The sequence below is a fragment of the Nocardia uniformis NBRC 13702 genome (assembly GCF_001613345.1).
Lineage (GTDB): Bacteria > Actinomycetota > Actinomycetes > Mycobacteriales > Mycobacteriaceae > Nocardia > Nocardia uniformis.
Genome location: NZ_BDCE01000076.1, coordinates 122086 through 144904, shown reverse-complemented (window position 1 = coordinate 144904; position 22819 = coordinate 122086). Strand labels below are relative to the sequence as shown.

Sequence of the window (22819 nt, the reverse complement as noted above, 5' to 3'; positions counted from 1 at the left end):
GGTACTGATTCACACCAATTACTGGTTCCAGCACCGCAAGTCGTACTACGACAAGAACGGAGTCCTCATGGCGGCCATGGACGACAAGGACGTGGGCAAGGTGCTGGCACACCTACCGACAGCGACCCTGGTCGAAGTCGCCTCCGGTCACAATGTCCACTTCGAACGCCCGGATGTCTTCGTCCGCGCGGTCCGTGAACTGGCGACGAAGGTCGAGTAGAGCGGCTGGCAGTAACAATCGGCGCTGTACGGATCAGCGACGCATCGACTTTCAGCTGCGCCGCCACGAACCCCCGACCTCCAACACGCCGACCAGCCTCATCGGCTCGTGCGCTTCTCAGCGACCCGGACGCCGCCGGGCGGCCGGGTCGCTGTCAGCCTGATAGCGGCGCAGTCCCTCATCGGGCGCCTGGCGTACTTCGCGAGGCCGCGCACCGAGCTGTGACCGGACAACTTCATCAACACCGGCGTCGAGGCACCCTCCTCCGCGGCGTACGTGAGCCGGGAATGCCGCAGCTGGTGCAGCGTGTACGGGCCGCCGCCGAAAGACGCGGTGTTGGGCCTCGAACAGCTCGGCCGCACGCCGGTAGGACAGCCGCGCCCGCCCCGTGGCGAGGTCGACGGACTTGCGGCCGGCCAGCATGCGCGGCAGCAGCCGCGCGGTGCCGGTCTGCCACGCGATCACCTCCCGCGCCCTTGGACAGGAACCTCGAGGTACGCGTCATGGCCCGGACCGAGATGCACGACGCATCGGCCCCGTGGACTTTTCTCGTAGTAGGAGGGGAACTGCCCGGTTAATGGATTGCGCGCGTAGAACCAGCGGCCCGCGATCTCCAGTTCCAGTTCATCACCCGCTTCGAACAGGGTGGCTGATGGCAGCAACTCGATCTCCAACTGCACGACCTGGCCGGGTGCGAGCGATTCGGCGGCATCGTCGCGCGGTTTGCCGTCCGAGTCCCGCAAGTGGTGGGATGCTTTCCGCATGCCGTTGGTCACCAGTGAGCCCCTGAATCCGTAGCCGTTTTCGAAGGCGACCGACTTGCCGTCGGAGATCTTGCGGACCCCGGCGAAGATGTTCACATCGTCGCAGTGAGCGACTTCCACGGGCAGCAGAAGTCGCATCGGGCCGACGACTTCGGTATCCGTGGCGAATCGGTGGCGGTACCGGAGGCCGCGTCGACGTGTGTGGAAGGACGAGGTGGCCGCAGCCGATTCCGGCTGGTCGGCGAAGCTCCCATCTTGACGCAGATGCAAGCGCGGCCATTCCGTACCGGCCGGCGGCCATTCCTGCTCCCGACGCACCGAGGTAATGGTGTCGGCGTCTTTGCGAATTTCCAATCGGACCGGGGCCAACGTGTCCTGACCGTTGTCCTTCTCCTTGAGGAAGTGGTCGAAAAAGCGGTCCTGCTCGGCCAGGGCATCAGCACTGTAGTAAACGGACCATTTCGGGCCCCGATGGGTATAGAGCCACTTCTGTGTCGATGCCGCTCTGCGGAACCCTTCGAATGAACCGCGTGAATGCAAGTTATGGTCGGAAAAACTCCCGCATACGAGCAGCGGCACCGTGATCTTCTCGATATCGCGGTTGCGGTCCGCCCACCACTCGTCGAACAGCGGCCTGACCAACTGCTCTTTACGCAAGTCGACATTGCTGTCGGACCTGGTACGGGCTGTCCCCTTGGTCCACACGATCATGAGGCCATTTTCACGGACACCACCCGGCATGGCGACATCGCGATAGAAATCGGTGAATCCCTCCCACGGGGAAATCGCGGCCAAATGCGGTGGATGAGTAGCTGCCGCAGCCCACTGAGACAGAGCCAGGTACGAGACCCCACTGAGCCCTACCTTGCCGGTGGACCACGACTGGGCCGCGGCCCACTCGATCAGGTCGTGATAGTCGCTCCCCTCGTCTCTGGCCAGCAATTGTCCGGTACCCTCCGCAGTGCCCCAGCCGCGAAGATCAGCGTTGACCACGACGTAACCTCGTGGTACCCAATGAGCCGGATCTGGTGCTTCCCACCCAGTCCATGCAGAGAAGGAAAACGGTTCCGACTGAGGAAGTATTCGTAGGTTGGGGAACGGGCGGTAGCCGCGTCGGGTCGGTTTAGGCAAATAGTCCTTTCCGTAAGGGTGTGCGGACATGATGACGGGATACTTGCCCGGTTCGGCTGGACGATAGACATTCACACGCAGAACTGTGCCGTCACGCGACGGAACGGCGAGGTTACGTTCGGCCACGACGTTATCCGGAGGTGCGGTAACGGTAACGTTAGGGTGAATGATATTCCGAACCCTACGAACGGCACGACTCCATCGCCCCGGTGCCAGCACTACACTCACATCAACATCCCGTCGTCGAGCTGATCTATCCGAATAGACCGAACGGTACTCCGCGGTTCCACTACTTCGGTTCCCGTTGTCGGGAATGTTAATCCCTCAAAGTGTGGAGGGTTCCTCGATGCGGCCTCGTCTCATAAGGAGGGCCGCCTCGGCCGTCGCACGCACGACAGCCATGTGGGTCTCGTAGTCGATCAGTGACAGCCCGCCGCACAGCAAGTGCCGACCACCGAAGACCTGTCATCCAGCGCCCGGCTCGTCGAAGCCGCGCTCAAAACTGCTGGAAAGCCACCGCGCCTTTGTTGATCTGTCCGGTTCCGATCAGTTCGGAAGGAGCCGCCATGAGTGGGGACAGTGTTCGGGCGACGACAGGGCCAATTGTCGGCAGCGCGCTATTCGCTTGGTCTTCGGTTTCCCACAGGTTGATATCGATCTGTTTCCCCTGCCCGAGATCGACGCCCAGAGTTCCGAGGAAGCCAGGCTGTTCGGCGTGGATACGTTCGAACTCGTCGACGGCATCGGCACCTGCCGCGAACCTGTCGGGATCGAACTGGTTCAACCGTACAACCGCATAACCTGCGATCGATCCGCCCTCGCCCACCGCGCCTTTGTTGATCTGCCCGGTTCCGATCAGTTCAGACGGGGCCGCCATGAGTGGGGACAGTGTTCGGGCGACGACAGGGCCAATTGTCGGCAGCGCGCTATTCGCCTGGTCTTCGGTTTCCCACAGGTTGATATCGATCTGTTTCCCCTGCCCGAGATCGACGCCCAGAGTTCCGAGGAAGCCAGGCTGTTCGGCGTGGATACGTTCGAACTCGTCGACGGCATCGGCACCTGCCGCGAACCTGTCGGGATCGAACTGGTTCAACCGTACAACCGCATAGCCTGCCGTAACTCCGTCGCTGTCCGGGTCGGTGGCATTGTCACAGCCCATCGCCATCGCGGCCATAGCGATGATCGGTGCCAGGATCTTGAGATGTCGCAAACGAGAACTCCTACCGCCGATCGCCGCTGATCAGCACAACCGTAGCCGCACATCCGCCGGGTGTCTTGCCTTCGGCTCGCCGAAGGCGGCTTCCAGCTACACGAATGCCACAGGGTGTGGGTCTCTCGAGGTGAGGCTGCCTACGCGGCCCCCGTGGGTGACGGCGCTGTCACCCCGGCGGGAGCCTGGCCGCACCCGCGACGCCGCTCAGTTGGACGGCGTCGTCCAACTGATCCCCGACCATCACACCCTCCAGGATTGGTACACAACAATCTTCGGGACTAACTACACCGCCGAAGTCGAGGGCACGTCAACGACAGGCAACTCCCACTCTCGCTCACGAAAGACTCTTTCAACCCAGGCCAATCTATGCCCAATAGAGGGAATAGCGATCCTGAAGTGGGTACTAGAATTCATCTAGCAAACTATCAGTACCGGTCAAACCGGTCGCCTCGACGATGTTCGGCACACTTTGCCGCACATCGAATGGAGCCGGAAATCATGCACCTTCACCTCAACCGACACCACCGATTCAACCGCTCCCGCATACTCGACAGCCTCGGCTTCGCACTACTGCTGGTCGCGGCCATCATGGCGTTCGTCGTCGTTATCGGCGTCATCGCCACCGGAGCCGGAGCGGTGTATTGAGTGCCGACCAGCGCACTCGGATCGTGATGCACCCCACCACCACACTCTGGCAGTGGGCTGTCATTCCGAGCACCAATCCACAGATATATATCCCGGCGCCGAGTTTCGAACAGGCGACGGCTATCGCACGTGACCTCACCTCCGGTGTGCGGCCCGAGTTCTATTGCCATTTCCGGGTCCCGGACGCGCTGCGCCAGAAGGTGGACATTCCCCCACTCCCGACACCACCGGCCACGCCGCATGGCTTCGGCCCCTGGCACCCGGTATCGGCCGCCACCGCCGGCTGGCTCGCGTGCACACCGGCCGTGGTGACCACAGTGGAGCAGGACCGCCGAACCATCTATTTCGCCGCCGCCCCACCGGGCATGGAGGTCCGCCGATTGGCCTGCCGCTGCCACGCTGGGCCCGCCCGTCCCCTGGCCGCCTGACTGGCCACTTCGAAGCGAGTCGCCGAGGCCACGCGCCTGGAACATCAATCCGACCGCCTCGATGGACCGCATGATGCGGGTGTCGGCGAGTCAACGGGTACTGCGCGTCGCACCCCCGTTTTTACTGGGGGGTTGAAGCTGTATCTGGTGTGTACTCCGACCGGGATGCCGATGCTGTGGGCTTTGGCCGACCCGAAACTCGGTGAGCGCGAGGTGCTTTCGGCGATGTTCGACGTCGGATCCGCAGTTACTGCCGAACACGATCGCATCCTGCTGATCTGCGATAAGAGTGTCCGTGCTCATGCACGCTTATTCGGCCCATCCGCGGAGTATGGTCCGTAGTTCGTCTTTCGGGATATCGGGCCAGGGTTCGGTGTTGCGGGAGAAACGTGTGTCGTACCAGTCGACCCAGCCTTCGAGGCGGTTCGGGTCTTCGGATAGAAGGCGGGGCCCGTTCTCTGAGGTCATCGTTATTCCGCGCCAGTCCTCCATCGTGCGGTACATGCTGAGGGCTGAACCGGTGTCGACCGGAGAGTTCGCCGGCGATACCCGATCGAGCCACATGTCGGTGGCCTGGGCGCGGGTCGCATCGTCAATTTGGCCGCCCATACGTTCGAGGAAGAATCCCGCGTTGAAGAGCGGATCGCCGGGCCCGGCGATTTCCCAGTCGAGGATCCAGAGTTTCCCTTGGTCGTCGAGCCGGAGGTTGGAGGGATAGAGGTCGTTGTGAGCGAAGACAGTCGGCTCGCCCGAGCGGCTGAGGTCGGGCTGGACATAGTCCGACAGTGGCCCGATTCCGAGTTGCTCCAGCCTGGAGCGTCGCTCCGGTGGCAGGTTGCGATAGGCGTCGTCGGCGTGCCGGATCATCTGCTGCTGCCACTCGGGAATATCGAGGTTCATTCCCCGCGGTAGAGGGCGGGAGGACATCAACTGGACCTGATCCAGGAGATCGGGCAACCAGTTCATCATCTCAGGATCGTTGAAGCCCCGTGTTTCACCGGGCACGTACTGCATGATCGTGAATTCCCGGCCGGTCGACGGGTCCGTACCGGAATGGAGGATCCTGGGTGTTCGTACACCGCACTCGCGGGCGTAGGCAATGGCCGCGTTCTCCGGCATCCACTTCTTCAGCATGGTAACCCTCGGCTGGTCCAATCCACGCCTGACCACCGCCGGGCCGGCGGTCGTATCGACAATGTTCACCCGGTTCCCGGTTCCGGCGGCATCCGGCTCCCGATCCCGGACCTGTTCATAAAGCTGGCGGGCCTCTTCTGCGGATACTTCGGACCGGCCGCGACCATCGGGGGGCGTGTGCTCCTCGATGGAGGAGTATGGCGATCCAGCGCTGGTCGGCTGGGGCGCGTCGGCGCGTTCCTCTGACCGGATCGGGTGTCCGGACCATGGTGTGGTGCCGGGCGTCTCGCCGACCACGGACCGGGTGTCGGCGGGCTCCGGTTTTCTGGCGCGCTTTGGTGCCTGTCGGTCCACATGAGCGGTGCCCGGTGGGATTCTCCCGGTGGACCGTGGCCGGTGCGAGATGTTTTCGGGGTGGGGGTCGCGGGCGGAGAGGATGCCCTCGCGGTCGGTGACGTCGGGCGAATCCTCGGAGAGGCCCGGCTGTGGTTTCTTCGCGCCTCGAGCGCGACTCCACGGTGTCCGCGCCGACCCGTCACCGCGATGCTCGTCCGGGGGGCCGGTGATCGTGTGTAACGGGTGCGGTTTGTTCTCGTGGTCGGGGTTCTGGGCGTCACGGGCAGTTGTCGCTGTGCCGGTCGCGAGTACGGTGCCGGCGAGGGCGCGGGTCATATCCAGGTGGACAGGCGGCAGCTCCCGTGCGCCCGAGATACGCCACTTCCGGTCGTAGGGCTCCAGTTCGGACCACTGCCACTGCTGCTGTGCCGCCGGTTGCGCCAACTGCGCGAAGGTCTCCGAGACGGCAGCGAGTCGGGTCAACTGCTCGGCAAGATCGAGCAGCGGCTGCACATCCGAGGGCGGCGGCACGCTCTGCGCCAGCGCACGCAGGCGGTCGGGGTGCAGTAGCTCGGTGATCGCCTGGACGCTGCCGGGATCGGCGTTGAACGGCGCGCCGTGGTCGCGGTAGAGCAGGTACTCGAGGAACGGCAGCGACAGTTCCCCCGGCCCATCCCCTTCGGTCGCGACCAGAACCGAGAAGTCCGCGGCGGCGGGCTCGCCCTGCGGCATCACTGTATCCAGCGCCGCCCGAAGTGCGCTCAGCACCGGGTTGCCGGCCGTGGTCTGCGGATGGGTGTCGAGGACGGTATTCGCGAGCAGCGTCGCCCGGCCCGGCTTGTCCGGCAGCGCCGTGAATTCGGTGATGCCGTGCGTGCCGAAGGCTTCGTGCAGCAGCAGCCATTTCAGCGCGTAACGCACCTGCGCGTACGCCGCGCGGGCGCGGGCATGCGCTGCTTCGGTCGTGCTGACGGCGCTGCGAGTGGCATCGGAATCCGCTGCGGCCTCGGCGGTTTCGTTCGGGATGACGACGGTGGTGAGCAGGAAGTCGTCGCTGTACAGGAACCGTCCGGACACTTCGGTGACGACTCGGCCGTCCGGCAGCGGCAGGTCGCGGAACAGCTTGGCGTGCAGCGTCCCGTTCTCGAAATCGAAGCTGATGTGGGCGTCCTGGAAGCCGATCGTGTGGTCCCCGGTGAGGGCGAACCAGGCCTTGTACACAGCTTCTTTCGCAGAGAACAGCAGCCGGTCCAGGGCGACACCGGTGCGCTGGCCACCGTTCCAGGTCGTGGCCTCGTGCAGCCACAGCAGTTCCTCGGGGCGGGCAGCGATTCCGATCGTGGTGGGGGCCAGCCCGAGATTGTCCTCGGCATCGATACCGACCGCGAGCACCTGCGCCGCATCGGCGACCACCGCCGCGTAGTAGCCCTCCTTGTGGGTGATACTGCCGACCACGCCGTCCGGCCAGACCGGGGCGCCGCGCTCCCCCGTCGGAATCGGAACCGGCCCGTAGCCAAGGCTTTCCAGTGCTCGTCGCGCGGCCGTACGGCCGTTGACACGCGCCGTCACCGCGGACTTCGCACCCGTCAGGGCCTGTTCTCCCGGCAGCAGGGCGGCATCCGGGTCGTCGCCGACGATCTCGGCGGTGTGCAGCTCCGGCAGCAACCGGCTGATGAGAGAGCCTTCGGCCGGGGCGGGATGGGGCGTCGGATCTGTCGGTTGCGCCGGATCCGGGTCGGTGCCGGGACCTGGATCGGTGTCCGCGATCGACATGATGAACCAGATCGCTTTGCCGCTGCCGTCGGCCAGAGGTGCGTAGTCCCAGGCGTCGGTCTCGGTGTGCAGGATCTTGATGCCGCGGCCGCGTTCGCTGTTGGCCGCAGCATCCTGCTGCGCGGCCTCCGAAGTCGGATCGGCCTCGGCGACCGCCGCACCCGGATCAGCCAGGTCCGCCCCGTCGAACGCGCCCTCATCGAGGTTCGCCAGCAGCGCATCGAGCGAATCGTCCGGCAGCACTTCCGGCTCGGTCTCGGCGGCTTGTTTCGTGGCCTGCTCCGCCAGGCGTCGCTCCTCGGCCGCCGCTACCCGGTCCACCATAAGATTGGCGGCCTCGCGGATCGGGCCGCTCGGCGGATGATCGATGACGTTGTCGAAGCTCTGCACCACCAGGTGGCCGGTGCCGGGCAGCACCCGCAGCGTGATCCGGACCGGACCGGTGCTGTGCTCCAACGAGTTCGCGACCGCCTCGCTGGTCGCCAGCCACGCCATCTGGAGGCGGACGTCGTCGGCGGCACTCCAGCCGATCGCCGCGAGCTGATCCCGCAGCCAGTGCCGCCCGACCGTCGCCTGCTCCCGGCGTTCATCCTTGACCCGGTCGTGCTCGTGCAGGTCGTCGGGGCGTGCGGTATCCGTGACCTCCTCGCCCACGGTGGTTTCCGCAGAGTGCCCGGGGTGCCCCACGAATGCGGTGCCGGACCGGCCGAGCCACGGCAGGATCACCGACTCGTGCATTTCGACGAAGGCGGCAGCGATCCGGACGGGATCCGAGCCCGGCTGGAAGGCCGGATCTTTGGTGTCGACACCGGCGTATCCCAGGTCGAGGTCCCGGTAGCGCATGGTGGTGCCGTTGGCGTCGCGAGTGAATTCCAGTGTGACGCGGCCCGAACCGCCGCCTGTGAGGTCGAGCGCCAGGGTCACCGACAGCGCGTCGACCGGCCCGACAGCGTGGTGCATATCCACGCTCTCCACCCGCACCGTGAAATCCGTTCCGGGACCGGTCAACTGGGATGCCTGCGTGCCGGGGCCGTCGAGCATATCGCCGACCGAGATGTGACCGCGGGCCCCCAGCACTGCTGATAGCCCGGCCAGGGTAGCGGCGATATTCGGATCGGCGCTCGGCGATCCCGGGGCGACAGCCTCGTCGGCACCGATGTTGTAGGCGGGCCGGGCTTCCGGATCGGACGGGAAGTTGTCGATGGGGCGAACCGGTTTGCCCGCGCCGTCGAATTCGACCACCATGTTCGCCTGAGCTCTGCCGGGTGCGGAAGTGCCCCGATCATCAGTGGGGCTGCTACCGATGCGGTCGGAGTTCGAGGTGCCGGACCGGGTTGCTGCTGTGCCGACGGCGAGTACGGTGCCGGCGAGGGCGCGTGCGCCGTAGGCGAGTGCGCGTTCGTCGAGTGCGTGTTCGTCGAGTCCCAGTGGTGGTTGGTGAAGGCTGTACTTGTCACCTTCGCCGGACCATATGCCGACGTTGATATAGGCGCCGTTCTTCGGTGCGCGCTCGAGGAAGTGTGCGAAGTCGTCGCCACCCATGGACATCAGAATGGCTGCTACGGCTTCCGGTCCGAGGAAGGCTATGGCCTTCATGAACAGGAGTATGGATTCGGGGTCGTTGACGACCGTCGGTACCAGCTCCTCGAGGTGCAGTTGGGTTTTCAGTCCGGGGAACTGTTCCTTCAGGTCGGTGAGTCGTTCGTTCAGGAATTGCTGGACGTCCAGGTTGTCGACTCCCGCGCGACGGACTGTTCCGACGAGAGTGCCGGCGCCGTGGCTCGCGTTGTCGCCGTATCCGCCGTCGGCCTTGCCGAATACCGTGACGCTCGTTCCGGGTCCGAATCGTTCGGTGACCGAGTCGTCCAGATTGTGGGCAAGCACGCTGATCGCGCGGACCAGGTCCACAGCCCCGTCCGGCCGTCCCGCATGCCCACTCTGGTCCTCGGGGGCCACATCAGGCTCATGATCCAGCGTGTATGTCAGCCCGTCGAACCGTTCCTTCAGCTCACGAAGTCGTTGGTGCAGGAACTTGTGAACAATCGGATACTTGACCGTTGCTCGGCGTATTAACCCCTCGACCCGGCCGGAATCAGGGATCGCATTGAACCTCTCACCGGCGCGGAACTGTCCGAATGCCGTCTCGATCGCGCCGTCCGCACCGATATGCCCCGTCAGCAGGACATCCAGGGTGGCGGTGAACTCGCTCATCGCGCGGATCAGATCTGCTGTCTCCTCCGGATGCGCTGTGTGTCCGCCCGGTCCCTTGAAGTCGACCGCGAGTCGGTCGGCGGCGGCGTTCATCGACGAATACCCCGTGGGTTCGCCCTCGAAGTCGATAGTCAGTGTGTCGGCGGAGGCGTTCATCGGACCGACGACCACACCGAATTCGCCCACTTTCACGCGTGGGTCACAATGCAGCGCGAACGCCCGGACGATCCCATCCAGCAGGCCGGCTTGCACCATTTCCTTGGCGCCTTCGGCCGACTCTTCGGCGGGCTGGAAAACCAGCCGCACCCCGACTCCCAGCTCTTCCAGCCTGTCCGGGTTCGATGCCAGCGCCTGCCCGGCAGCCAGCACCATGGCCGTATGGGCATCGTGACCGCAGGCGTGCAATATCTGATATACGCCGTCGACCTCCAGTTTCAGCGCATCCATATCCGCACGCAGTGCGATGCGCTCCCCGTTGTCCGGGCCGAAATCGCAGATCACGCCCCGCCCGTCCGTGTTGTCTTTGTTCAAGAGGACCAACTCCGGGTTCATCCCGGCCTCGCGCAGGACCTCGAAAACGTATCGAGCGGTGCCGTACTCGTTTCCGGATGCTTCCGGATGATGGTGAATGTGGCGGCGCCACGCCCGTATTTGCTCGTCGTGCTCGGTCAGCCAATCCTGGATGTACTGGTCGTCCAGAGGCGTGGAAACGTCTGCCAGCCCGGCGAGTGGACCGACCCGATCCGCCCAATCATGCAGGCTCTCGCCCTCCTCCGGAGCGGGCACCTGCTGCTGGTGCTCGACTTCCCGAGTAGACGCTTCCCCACGGATCGTGGAGTCGTGTTCTCCGGGGGGCGTGGCCTTGGGGGCCGGCTCGTCCCACAGGCGTGGGTCGCGTGGGTCGTCGTTGTTGCCGCGGTTGTCGTCGTGGTGGTGGACGATCATTCCCGGCAGGTCCTGCTGCCGGTTTGCATTGGCTCCGCGGCGGCGCTGGGGGAAGTGCGGGTCGAGGGGGTTTGCCTCGCTGAAGATGTCGGTGCGGGCAGGTACTCCGTTGGCTATTAGCCGGTCGAGCGGACCGACAAGACGGTCTCTGCGGGCTCGAGCGAGATGGACATCCTCGACGGCCTGTCGAAGCCCGGCTATGCGGTGTCGGCGTTCATCAGAGCCGGAGTCGGATTCCAGCTGTGTCAGGGTGGCCTCGTAGTTGGCGGGCTGCAGTTCATCGGGGCTGATATTCGGCGCCGCCGGATCGGAGTTCACCGTCTGTATCCAGGCGTCGCGGACGTCTCGTGCCGCGTACCACGCGTCGACGGCGGCAATGTGCTCCAGCCGGAGCGCGTCGAGGCCGACCGATGCTGGGGAGCGGATCCACGATAGGTCCGGTTCCGGCGTGGAATCGGACTGGGCGGCAATGGCGCGATCGATCTGTTCGATCTCCAAAGCGAGGGCCTCGATGGCCAGCCGATCGCCCTTTCGGCGCCCGTCCTGCAGCTCAGATGTTGCCGTCCGGCGTCGGGTGACGAGATCACGCAGCTCGTTCTCTGCTTCTTGGCGCGGCGGGAGGCCCGGGCGACCCAGCACACCGGGAACGGTGCCCCCGGACAAGACGGCCTGGATCTGCTCCCATACTCGATCCATGCCCGATCCTTGCGGGACAGCGCTGGTGACCGCGCCGAGGTATTCGGCAAGGATGTCTCCCGGGCTGCCGATACCGTCCGGCGGTACCACGCGCCACAGCCCGCGCGCGTCCATGCTGAAAGCCACGGTTATCGGCAGCCCAGCGATAACCCTTCTGTGCCGGATGAACCTGTCATACGGGGGTGGACCAGGCTGCGGCGGCGGAAGGGCCACTTGACGATTGGCCAGTCGGAACAGAGACTCGACCGGCTCACCGTGCTCCGCGTCGGCCATCTCCGGCAGGATGCCGTCCAGTTCCAGATTCAGTGTGAACAGCTCGTCGCGCAGGCGCGGACCCGATACTTCATCCACCCGGAATGCGCCGTCACCCAGGCGCCTCAACCATGCGTCGAGCGAGCTCGTGTCGCCCTTGGTGCGCAATTCGAAGTAGGTTCGTAGCATTTCGCCCGCCACCTGTTCGGGGCTCGGTTTGCGGTGGGCTCCCTCTGCGGACTCGGCGCTGATCGGCCTGGTACGCACGCGTCCGTCAGGCTCGGCGTCGACTAGCAGATACTCGAAGGTCGCATCGCGCCAGGCGAGAGGATGGGGCGGACCTGGGAGTGCTTCGACCGCTCGCAGGTGGTGCTTATCGCGCGCCACCACGGTCAGGCGGAGCGGGTACTCATCCAGGTACGCCACGATGTGTGTGCCGAGCGGAGTTCCGCCGGTACGGCGGACCGTGTCCGCGACCACCTGTTGTGAAGTGAGATCATCCGTATGGATTTCGGCGTTGTAGTACGCGGAATGGGCCGCACGGAACCGGTCGACGAGGCGGTTCAGCTCCGCGATCTGGGCTTCGCGCCGCAGGATCGTGGCTCGGCGGGATTCAACGTCCCGGTATGCGGCATCGCGGGGCAGCGTCGCCAGTTCCAGCTGTTCGGGGCGAACACGGAGGCCGTCCGCCAGCTGTGTGCGGTCCCGGGCCGCGTCGGCGCGTAGCCGGTCCAGCGTCGGGCTCCATTGCTCGGGCAATGTCAGTTGCTCAGGGTTGGGTATGTCGAGTTCCTCCGCGGCGGACTGCAGCTCGGCCCAGACCTCGTCGGTGTGCGCGTACGTCTCGTCGACCTGTCGCACCGCCGCGGCGACGCGGCCGGTCTGTTCAGCCGAATCGGGTGGTATGACTCGAGTCGAATCGTCCGACTCGTTGCTGAGTTCCCTTGGGCGCTGGTACGGATCTGTGTCGAGACCAGGCCGATCCGAATATTTCGAGTCCCCGATCAGCATCCATATATCCGATCGCGGCGTGCTCTCAGATGCCGGGGATGTCCTGTCGTTGAGCAGTTTCCGGATCTGCTTCCCCACCGCCGCGGCCGAATCTGCCTCACTGATCAGGGCGCCCGCCGCATACTGCGCTATTACGTCGTGTGTGCTGCCGTCGCCGCGAGCCGGGGAGATATGCCAGCTCGTATTGTTCTTGCGACGCTTGCGATTCGGGCCGACCCGGTCGTCCGGACCCCGGTGCAGCGTTACTTGCAGAGGCAGGCCATTCCAGGTGAACCCGACGTCCTTCCAGTCGATGCCTCGTTTGCCGGCGATCCGGATGTCGGACGGAGTGGCATCGTCGGCCCGGCCGGGGGCCGGCTCGGCTACCGGTAGTCGCCGGGTCTCGAGGTCGTGCAGGACCCGGCGGGGTCCCTGCGTTGCCGTGCGATCTACCCGGTGTGTGTGCTCGAGCCGCAGCACCTCCCCCAGCAGCTGATGCTGCTCCCCGCGTTTACGGAGCCGATGCATCTTCCCGCGCTCGTGGAAGGCATCCGGGCCCAGATCTTCCAGCCATTCCTCGAAGCTCGGCCTGGTTGCCGGATCTGTGTGGAAGTCCCGAAGGTGTTCGCTCAGGAGCGCGGCCGCCACGCGATTCTCGTTCGGCTTGGCATACGGCCCTTCAGCACTCTTGGCATCGATCGCGACGGTACTGATCTGCCCGGACCGATCCGTGCGCGCCACCCTATAGTCGATGTTCAGATCACGGCGCCAGAGTGCCCCGGAGAACTGGCTGTGCGGGTGCTTTAGCGTCAGTTCGTTGAGCGCGCGGATATGCCGCCCTGGTGCCGCTACGACAACGATCCGGGAAAAAGCAGGGAAATACATCAGGTGGTTGGTCAGGCGCTGAACACCCCAGCGCCGCACCCGATCCTCGGTGACAACGCGGGAGACCGCATCGTCGAGCTCGGCGGCGGAGATGCGTGCCGCCGCATCGGTACGGCGATACTCCGCCACCTGAGTGCGCAGCAGCGCTGTCGCCGATTCGCGCTGCAATATCTGGTCACGGCGTTCGCGCAGATCCGTGTGCGCGTCCGGGATTCGCGCGCGTTCGAGGTCCGTCGCGTCGATGGTCAACGCGACCGCGAGCCGGTTACGTGACCGTGCGGTGTCCTCGGTGAGTTCGTCCAGCACCAGATCCCACTGATCGAGCCTCACGTGGCGGGGATCGCGAACGCCCAGCGACTCGGCCAACACGATCAGTTCGTTTCGCGCTCGTTGCGCCCTGCGATTGCTCGAGGCGTTGACCAGGAATGCCTGCCGCAATGCGTGCCGGTGGATGGCGGGATCGACGAGAGTCGTCATGGGTCGTTCGGTGCCGGGGGGTACCTGACGGGCTGGGTCCGGCTCCGCACGCGGGGAGTCGGCCGGGGACCCGGACCGGCCGTCTGCGTTGTCGAGCTGGTGTGCCTCCTCGGCGTCCATAACGGCGGCGATCCGGTTGGCCTGGATGCGCGCTCTGTTGTACTCCTCTGTCGCCCGTCGGAGCTGGGCCCTGTCGTCATCGCGAGTTAGGTCGACGCGGCTGGCGATGGGGGACTCGATAAAGGTGGTGTACTCGGCGCCGATCAAGTACTCCGGTCGCAGACCGAGATGCTGCGCCAGTTCGGTCAGTTCCATTTCCCACCGGCTGCGGGCATGAACGGCGGCCACATGCGCCAGGAGAAGTCCCTGAGGGTCGCTCTCTCTTATCGCGTGCTCCAACCCGACGAGCCGATCCTCGGCTTCCTGTCTGAGGGAGGACCGATCCACCGGAAGGCTGTTCAGTTCGACAAGCGCGTGCGTGTGCTGTGTCACAAGATCGGACAGCGCAGTACCGTACAGCGGGTCGACCAGTCCTTGCGCACTTGCCAGGTCCGGGTTCCGGGTAGCAACTTCTGTTTGTCGGCGTGGCTGTGACCCGGTGTCCTCAGGCCCCACGATGCGGACGGCCACCCGGCCGTCGTCGTCCACCGTGACCTCGCGGCGGATGGTCTCGAAGTCGGTGTCCGCCAGTGTCTCACGCCATCCGGGCCGATCCAGGTCCAGCTGTAGGAGAACGCGGGAGTGTCGTCCGGGTCCTGCCGTGACCACGAGCCGGTGTCGGTCCACACCGGCCTCGGTGGCAGCGCTGTACATCTGGACTCGGGGGTCCGTCGGCCCCTGTTTCGTCTCGTGCTCGGTACCTGCGCGGTCTGCGTCGGCGTGCTCGCGGTCAGCCACGTACTGGGCGAGCAGGATGTCCAATCGATCGGCGGCCGCATAGTCCTCCGCCACGACCACACGATGATGCGGTTCGCGCAGACTCAGTAGCTCACCGAGGGCGCGCTCGGAATCGAGGATGAACTCGTAGTGCGATTCCAGCGCCTCGGGAACCACCGCACCATCCAGATCCGCCGGATCGTACAGGCGCAGTCCCGCCGCCAGCTGTGCCCGGTAGCCGTATGTCTGCTTACGCAACGCCGCAATGGTCTGCTCCCAGGCGTCGGGCAGCAGTCGATCGGGATCATGAATTCGCAATGATCGGGCGAGCGGATACAGCCGAGCCTCGATCCGGGCACGCACCTCCGCGACCTTCGCGGAGTGGCGAGCCGCGTCCCGCAGCTCCACCAGTGCGGCGATCTCGGCGTCGAGTCGCGCCAACTCCGCCTGCCGTTGCTGCGCCGCGGCGGCGTCCCGCAGCTCGGTCAGCTCGGGTATCCCCTTCGTTGCCGTCTCGGCTGGACCTGCCGTGTCGATGGACCGGTAGGTGGGATCGACTTGGTCGGATTCGGTCGGCTCGGCTCGTTCGGGTGTTGGCGCAGTGGTCCCTGCACGAGTGGTGTTGTCCTCGGTGCGCCTGTCCGGTTGCGGGGCCTGCCGCAGGCGTGGGTCGGTGGGGTCTTCGTTGTTGTGGTGGAAGGCCACCGCACCGGGATGAAGACCAGCCGTGCCCGGGCCGCCCGTGAACGGGCGGAGCTGCTGCTTGCGGCGCGGAACATCGGGTGCTGCGGGCGGGGCGGGCTCCCGGCCGGTCGCCGACCTGACGGCCGAGATTTCGAACCAGTCACTAGTTGCGTCGAAGTACTTGATCAGCAGCTCGAGTCGTAGGACGGGGACGGCCTGGTCCGGTTGCTGTACGAAGCCGATCAGATCGTCCAGCCGTGCCTGCATGTGCTGCAACTTCCGGTAATGATCGAAGGCCGCGGCTGAATCAGATGTACGGTACGGATCGACATTGTCGGCAGCGGCCCCGGCGCGTACGAGTTCAGCACTGATCCCCTCCCACACCAGGTTCAGCAAGCCGATATCGATCCCGTCGAGCAGCCCCGTATCCGCAGCCCGCATCGGCGTATCCGGTGGCGCCGCAACCAGTTGCGCCTCGACTTCTGCCAGCCGGTGATCGGCGATTCGGATCCGATCCTCGGCCAGCGCTGCCAGCCGCGCCCATTCGGCTGCTGTTGTCGCTTCCGCCCGCACCGTGCTGGATTCATGACGGGGAGCAACGTCGGCGGCCGAGCGACCGGCTTGTTCGCCCGGGTAGACGGCGGGAACGTGAGCTTGCCCCGGATGCTCGGGCGGCCCGGAGCGTTCGGCTTTGGTGGGGCGCGCTGCGAACTCCTCGGTGGATCTCGCGCCGCTGTCTGCATCGCCATGAGCGACTCGGCCGACAGGGAAGCCGGACGTATCGGGTGCCGCATCGGTGGATTCGTCCTGGGATGCCGAATGTCGAGCATCGACGCTGCCACGCTGTTCCGGCACTGCCGAATCATTCGGTTCGCCGGGATCGTCCCTGCCCAGGGGGTCGTCCTCGTGCTGCTCCCCGAAAGCGCGGGCCTCCTTGTCCGATGCGAACCTTTCGCCACGCCGCTCGATGATCGCGTGGGTGAAGTCGGCGAGCGGAACAATCCCATCCCCGCGCCCGGTGAGGTCCAACCGGCGCAGGGCGTCGCGGGCGTCCTGGTCCCAGAACGGGTAGATCGACAGCTCGATCGATTCGTCACCGGAACTCACGACGACGTACGCCGGTTCGACGTTGCTCTGGCCGGCATAGAGGCGACTGTGATTCCTTCGCCCGGTGTGGCGCAACTGGTGGTCGATCGTGTCCTGGGCGACATGAAGAGGGGCTTGCGTGGGCCAGAACGGGGCGAGGGCCTTGGCGAATTTCGCGAAGTCCCGGAAGCGGACCGCGATCGCGTGCTCACCGTCGGCGCTCAGCGACACATGGCGGATCGGGGCGAGCGCCTCGGTCAGCCACTGCGGTAGCGGGGGTGTCTCGACTACGTCGAAGGATACCTCTCGGCTCCAGTCCGAGGCGTTGTCGGCGAGCCGCACGTCGAGGCGACCGTGTACCGGGTCCTCCAGTACGTAGTCGGGCGGCAGATCGGTTCCCCTGTCGTGCACACCGATGCGAAGTCGGCGGGCTCCCGGCTTTCCGATGACCTCAAGTACCACTCGGACGTCGTCACCGGTATCGCGCAACGCGTGCTCCACCACATCGGCCAGGGCCAGACCGGCGTCATCGAGCCGCGTGGCGGGCCAGCCGGACAGTTGCCGGGCCATCCAGTCCCACGCCTCGGCCGCAGCTCGAGAGTGCGCATAGTGCTCACCGGGGCGGGCGGGGTGATTGCGCACGACAAGTTCTCGGCGCTCGGGTTGATCTATCGGTTCGGCCGGGTCGGTGGACTGCGGTCCGAGTACGCGTTCGAGATGGGCGGCACGGGTCTCGAAATTCTCGGAGATCTGCATTGCGCGATCCGGGAATCGGCTGAGCAAGGCCGCGTCGATCATGGCGCGCGCCCGGTCGAAGCCCGGATTGTCGACATCCGGATCGCGGTGGGCGATCACGACGTGCACCCGCCCGTCGTCGTGGACGCGGTAGACGATCCGCACCCGCATGGTGAGGCCTGCGGCCTCGAACTCGATGACGAACGGACTGCGCACGGCGCTGCTCAGTTCGAGATGCGAGGGTCCGCGGGCCTCCACCGCCCGAAGCACCAGGGCATCGGGGCCGCCGTCCGTACTGGCGCGCGTCACCAGCCCAGCCACCGAATCCTTGTGTATGCCAGGCATTCCCTTGGCTGTGTGCGCGATGAGGGCGCCGGATACATCCTCGGTGTCGGGTTGAGGGGTTGGGCCGGGCCGGTGCGGATCCGTATCGGGTGCGGCTGCGGTCTCGTTGGGGGACAGCGGTATCGCGTCCTCGGCCGAGTGGGGGTCGGTCCGGCTCCACGGAGTCGTGTTCAAAGGTGTTTCGGCGTGCTGATCGGCCGGGCGGCGTGTCCATCCACCGCCCTGGGCCTGCACCTCACCGAGTTGGCGAATTTCGCTGCGGCTGGGCGCTTTCAGGTGGATGCCGTCGTCCAGGGGGTGATCGTCGAGGATCGTGTGACTGGCGATTGTGTTCGAGGACGGGTTCGCCGCACCCGGGCGGGCCTCCTCGTCGGAGGCGAACCTTTTGGACACCGACTTGGTGTCGACCTGGTGGGTCGAGGTGGGTTGGTGAGGCTGGCCGTCGGGTGCGCCCCGATCGATTGCAGGTCTGGTCGCGGCCGAGTTCGCGGAGTTGACCTCCATCAGTTCGATAACCCACGCCCTATTTTTCCGGGTCGGGCGCCGCAGGACCTGGAAATGAGTGCCCGGGGGAAACAGCACTTCGTTTTCCTTCGGAGCCGAAGAAATGCTGGAGATGTCTCGGCCGGTCGCGGAGTGGATGATGAATTCCACGTTTTCGTACGGAAAGGCGACGTTGTCCTTGCTGGCGCTGACGAACGCAGGTTCCGTAATCACCTCCAATTCCCGGTACTTCTTCAGCAAGCGGATGATCCCGCCGGGCGATACGTATATTTGCCGTTTCACCACACCGCTGTACACGGGAAGTGTTCCGAGCGCGTAAGTGATGGCTTGTACCAGGTGGAAATAGGCGCTGATTCGCGCGGGATCCCCGGAGCGGAGTGCCGCATTCATCTCGTCGAAGTAAGCGTTGGTGGTGTAGCTGTAGATCGCGACGTACCCGGGAATGAGGCGCTCATCCAAGCCGGGATGGGATCGTCGCACTTGTTCCGCGTTATAGCGGTAGTTATCCCGGATCTCGGGCACCGCTCGGAATGCGGCAAGTGGACTCCACGACTGCTCAGGTGGTCGGGAATCCAGGAGTTCGAGGAGAGCGGGTATGTCCGCGGCGAGCGCGGAATGGACTCCGCCGTTGGCGGCCTCAGCCGCCAGCTGGTCACGGGTCAGCCACGCGGCATACTCGGTCTCAATGCCATCGGCATGTAGGTCGAATTGGCGGGGCGCATCGGCGAGCAAGATGGTGTAGGTCCAATCTCGGGCTCTGCGCTGGCGTGCGCGATTGACCCATGTGTCGACCAGTCGCAGTTCCCGCACCTCGGCCTCGCGCACGCCGAGTTCTTCGATGAGTTCACGGGTGGCGCCCTGACCGGGAGATTCCTTCGAATGCAGAGCGCCACCGGGCAGTTGCAAATTCCCCTGGGAATAGCCCTGCGCAGATTTCACGACCAATAATCTGGCGGTACCGGAACTGTCGACGTGTCTGATCATTACGCCTGCCGCTCCGAATTCTCCCCAGATTCCGGGAGCGACTTCCCTATCACCGGACACCCCGGGATCCGCGGCCAACCGGAACGGATACTCGATGTCGTAGGTGGTGTTGATCCAGTCCAATATTTGTGTGGGTACCGGGTTTCCAGTGCCGTCGAAGAACAGGGCCCGCGCGGACGGTGCGTCATTGTCGGGCAGGAACCGATCCACGACGATGTCCGCGCCAGGGTCGATCCGTACGACCTTGTCGTCGTAGCGGTACAGGACGAATGGCCGCGCATGCTCGCCACCGCCGTCGACAACAACCGAAGCGTCATCCCCGAACAGTGCGAGTATGGCGCCGATGCGGCCCAGAGTGATCGGTTGTGTGAATGTGCCTCGCGACCCTGCTTCCAAGTCGGCTTCGCTGAGCTTGCCCGAGGCGCTTGGTCGATCGGAATGCGATATCACCTCCGCTCGGTACAGATCGTTGACGACGCGGGCCGCTGCCGCGCGGTCGTCGTAGGGAACGGACGTGGCAGCGGCGCCGCCGAGCACGTCCGGACTCTTCCGGATTGTCTGCAGCATTTCCGCTACTCGGGTAGCTTCCGCGTTTGCGTTTCCGCCGAAGAGCGCCACGAATACCTGGGCATGCAGTAGGTCTCTGGCAGCACCATTGAGACGGTGGACTTGGTCTTCGGCGATCAGATGTCTTTCGATGTCGCCGATGAGTTCCTTGCCGCGGGGGCCGGTGCGGTATGCGTAGGAATCGTCGAACGGATGTGTTGCCGCGATTTCGCGCAACAATGCGTTGTCATTTGCTGTGGTGTCCAAACCCAGCAGCCGGGAGGCGAGATCTCGATTGCGTCGGAGCTCGCCGAGATTTGCCTCCGCGCGCTGTCTGACATGCGCCAAACCGGAATCCCCCGTTCGATCCGCACCGGAGGACGAGTCCTGTCGGGACGTCGCCGGTACCTGGTCGAGTCCGGTGTGCTCCGGGCCGGGGGGCCCATGTACCGCTGCGCTCCCGGCCGGGCCGAAATCCTGTCCGGTTTCATCGAATTCGGATACCTCGGCATGATCGACCCGGTGGTCAGTGGGTGGACGGAGGTCCGCTCCGTGTCCTGGTACCACCATGTTTCGTGTTGGATCGACGGTGGCGGAACGGGAGTCGTCCCGGCTCGTACCGGGTTCACGGCCCGGTGGGGTGTGGAATGCTGTCGGACCCTCAGGCGGAAGTCCTCTTTGGGCGAAAGGCATGCTCGGCAGGGCGATTCCGTCGCTGCGCGCGGCGCGGCTGGGGGCGGAATCCAGCACGTCGTCCGCTGTGCCAGGGTATGTCTTGGGTGTTATCACGCCTGCCGTCGACATCGCCGATCGGCGGGGTGTCGACGGATCCGACGGTTCGGATTCGGCGGCGATTCCCCGTCGCGCTGCCTCCGCTACCGTTGAGGCCCGCCCACGAGTGCCGAGTTTGTGGCCCGCGCGAGTTAAATAGTGCTCGACGGTATGTGGCGTGATTTCCAGTCTCTGCCCGATGCCCGAGTTCGACAATCCTTGAACCGCCAATGTGAGCACCTGAAATTCACGTTCCGACAGACCCGCGGGAGCCGGCGATTTCGTCAGAGTTGGAGACGTCGTCGGCCCATTCGAATCGTCTGAAGGCTCGGTCTGTGTGTGGCGGTCCAAGGGCACCAAGTCGGACCCGTTGCCGATGATGCCGCGGTGCCGCGCCGTCTCCACTAACCCCTTCCGGGCACCCGAGGTGCCCAACTCGCGAGCGATGCCGTATATGCGCTCCTGCACCGCGTATACGGAAATGCCGAGATACACGGCGATTTCCGGGTTCGTCATGCCTGCGGCGAGCAGACGCAGTAGGTCGATCTGATGGCCGGTCAACCTGTGGATGACTTGCTTTGCTGCCTTCCGCTTTCCGGGAGCTGGGTCGGCGTCGGCGGAATCCGTGATCCGGTGGATGGGCTGGTCCAGGTGCAACTCGTCCAACCGCCGTAGAACGTGCATCAGGAATAGGCTCGCATCGGGCGGAGGGGCGAACACGGTGTCGTGCCGTACCTGTTCGGTTGGCTCTGCACGAACGAGCCGAACGTTCTCATGCTGCTCAGCAGCAACGTGAACGGCCATCCGTCGAACGGCGCCCTGCGCTATGAGCATGATCGTGGACTCGTCCAGCCCCAGCGCTCTCGCTATGGCGGCGGGCGACTCTCGGTTCCGGAACAGACCGACGACGACCCGCCGCTGTTGCGTCCCGATCTGGTCGAGCGCGTTCTGTAGCTGCCAAGGCGTCACCTCGGCCATTGCTCGGGGTAACGGATCCGAATCCTGCTGGGCGTTCGCGATTACCGTGACGACGCGGGCGATCGCTTGGTCCGCGATGTCGGTAATCGCTTTGTCGCTACGGCGGTGCTCTACCGCGATTTCGGCTGTCGTTCGCCCTACTCGCAGGCCTTGCAGCACGATCCGCTGGTCGTCGGTGAGCGCGCGGAGAGCATCCAGCATCTGCGTTGACGTCGCATTGTCCAGCACTTCCTCCGGATCGAGCGACGCGGCGGTCAGGTTGGCGCACAGCGCAGCACGCAATTCGGCAAGACCTGCTGGCGCAGTACCTAAATGGCCGCGGGATCGGCCCGGGCCCTGCCCGGCAGCCACGGTGGTGACCTGGTCGCGCAGCGTGTCAGTCGAAGGCCGCTCACTCGGCGCCTCGCGTCCCGGGGGAATGCTCGCTGGCTTGGCCGTCTCCGGATGGGGCTGACGCGTTTCCGGTCCGGTGGATCCATCGATGGCGCGTGATCCCAGCTTTGGCCGTGGGCCGTGCTGCGTTTGACGATCTGTTGACGGTGGTGTCAGCGCCCCTTGTCCAGGCGGACCGTCCGCGGCCCGGCGTCTACGTTCAACCTCGGCTTTCGCCTCCAACGTCAGGTGAGCAGCCATGATCCGCTGCAATTCGGTTGCCTGTCCCCACCGCGCTGCGGTGAAGGCTTCGGCGAATGCTTCCGGGAGATCGAGATTGGCTAGCTTTTTGTCCTCGTCATTCTTAATAAACCTACCGTTGGGCAGTTTGTAGCTGTAGCGACCTAATTCACCCAACAGCGAATAAAGGTGCCACTCGAAGTCGTCCAAGCGTTCTGGTACGTTGTTGTAGTTTTTGAAGTACCCTTCAACAAGCTGCGGTAGGATTGCATCCCAGTCCTCCTTTGCCCGTCGAAACATAGAAAATTCAGGATTCTTGCTACCGCCGCGCGAATATAATTGGGCAGCGTGGCCAATCTCGTTACCTAGCGTCCGCCCGTAAAATTCATCGCGCGGCCCATCGGAATGCCCGCTATCGACAGCGTCCTCATTGGTCTGTCTTGCAAGCTCTCTATTTATCGCAGATCGTTCGCTCCAATTTAACACAATCCCCTCAGGCGTGGGCTCCACATAGGCCGTTTCACCGACATTCAACGGAATAATGCTGATTTTAAACAAATCGAGATCACCGAGCTCTGCGCGATGATGTCGGAGTTCT

General features: G+C 64.8%; 7 protein-coding genes and 1 pseudogene (1 of these 8 cut by a window edge). 4 read left to right on the top strand and 4 right to left on the bottom strand.

Going from position 1 to position 22819, the window contains the following annotated elements:
• Nucleotides 1-220: alpha/beta fold hydrolase (locus NU1_RS42385; RefSeq protein WP_371859852.1), on the top strand; the 220-nt coding region annotated here is incomplete at its 5' end.
• A gap of 117 nt (nt 221-337) precedes the next feature.
• Here NU1_RS42385 and NU1_RS29355 read toward each other — a convergent pair.
• The 3 genes from NU1_RS29355 to NU1_RS29345 all read right to left on the bottom strand — a co-directional run bounded on the left by NU1_RS29355 (nt 338) and on the right by NU1_RS29345 (nt 3325).
• Nucleotides 338-685 carry a hypothetical protein gene (locus NU1_RS29355; RefSeq protein ID WP_067526561.1) on the bottom strand — a complete coding sequence of 116 codons (348 nt, stop codon included), beginning with the start codon at nt 683-685 and terminating at the stop codon, nt 338-340.
• Nucleotides 682-2241, bottom strand: coding sequence for a CocE/NonD family hydrolase (locus tag NU1_RS29350; protein ID WP_245720372.1), 1560 nt, complete (start codon nt 2239-2241; stop codon nt 682-684). The genes NU1_RS29355 and NU1_RS29350 overlap by 4 nt, the downstream gene beginning before the upstream one ends.
• A 370-nt stretch (nt 2242-2611) precedes the next feature.
• Nucleotides 2612-3325 (bottom strand): hypothetical protein, encoded by a 714-nt coding sequence (locus NU1_RS29345; RefSeq protein ID WP_067526557.1) that lies wholly within the window; start codon nt 3323-3325, stop codon nt 2612-2614.
• Between the two features lie 501 nt (nt 3326-3826).
• Here NU1_RS29345 and NU1_RS41880 point away from each other — a divergent pair.
• From NU1_RS41880 to NU1_RS41875, 3 genes and pseudogenes are all read left to right on the top strand, one after another.
• On the top strand, nt 3827-3973 hold the full coding sequence (locus NU1_RS41880; protein WP_157553206.1) for a hypothetical protein: 147 nt from the start codon (nt 3827-3829) through the stop codon (nt 3971-3973).
• The gene (locus tag NU1_RS29340) at nt 3970-4401 is read left to right on the top strand and encodes a hypothetical protein (RefSeq protein ID WP_067526555.1); all 432 of its coding nucleotides are present in this window, start codon (nt 3970-3972) and stop codon (nt 4399-4401) included. Before NU1_RS41880 ends, NU1_RS29340 begins: the two co-directional genes overlap by 4 nt.
• Nucleotides 4402-4496: 95 nt before the next feature.
• Nucleotides 4497-4618, top strand: a pseudogene (locus tag NU1_RS41875) (IS982 family transposase); the annotation flags it as partial.
• 92 nt (nt 4619-4710) lie between these two features.
• Here NU1_RS41875 and NU1_RS29335 read toward each other — a convergent pair.
• Nucleotides 4711-22819, bottom strand: the final stretch of a protein-coding gene (locus NU1_RS29335) for an amidohydrolase (RefSeq protein WP_067526553.1). The gene runs 24518 nt beyond the window's last position; the window shows 18109 of its 42627 coding nt (coding positions 24519-42627); its start codon lies beyond the right edge, outside the window; the stop codon is at nt 4711-4713.

Coding starts and splice junctions, on each gene's coding strand:
- NU1_RS41880 (WP_157553206.1), top strand. CDS start 3,827: ATGCACCTTCACCTCAACCGACACCACCGATTCAACCGCTCCCGCATA.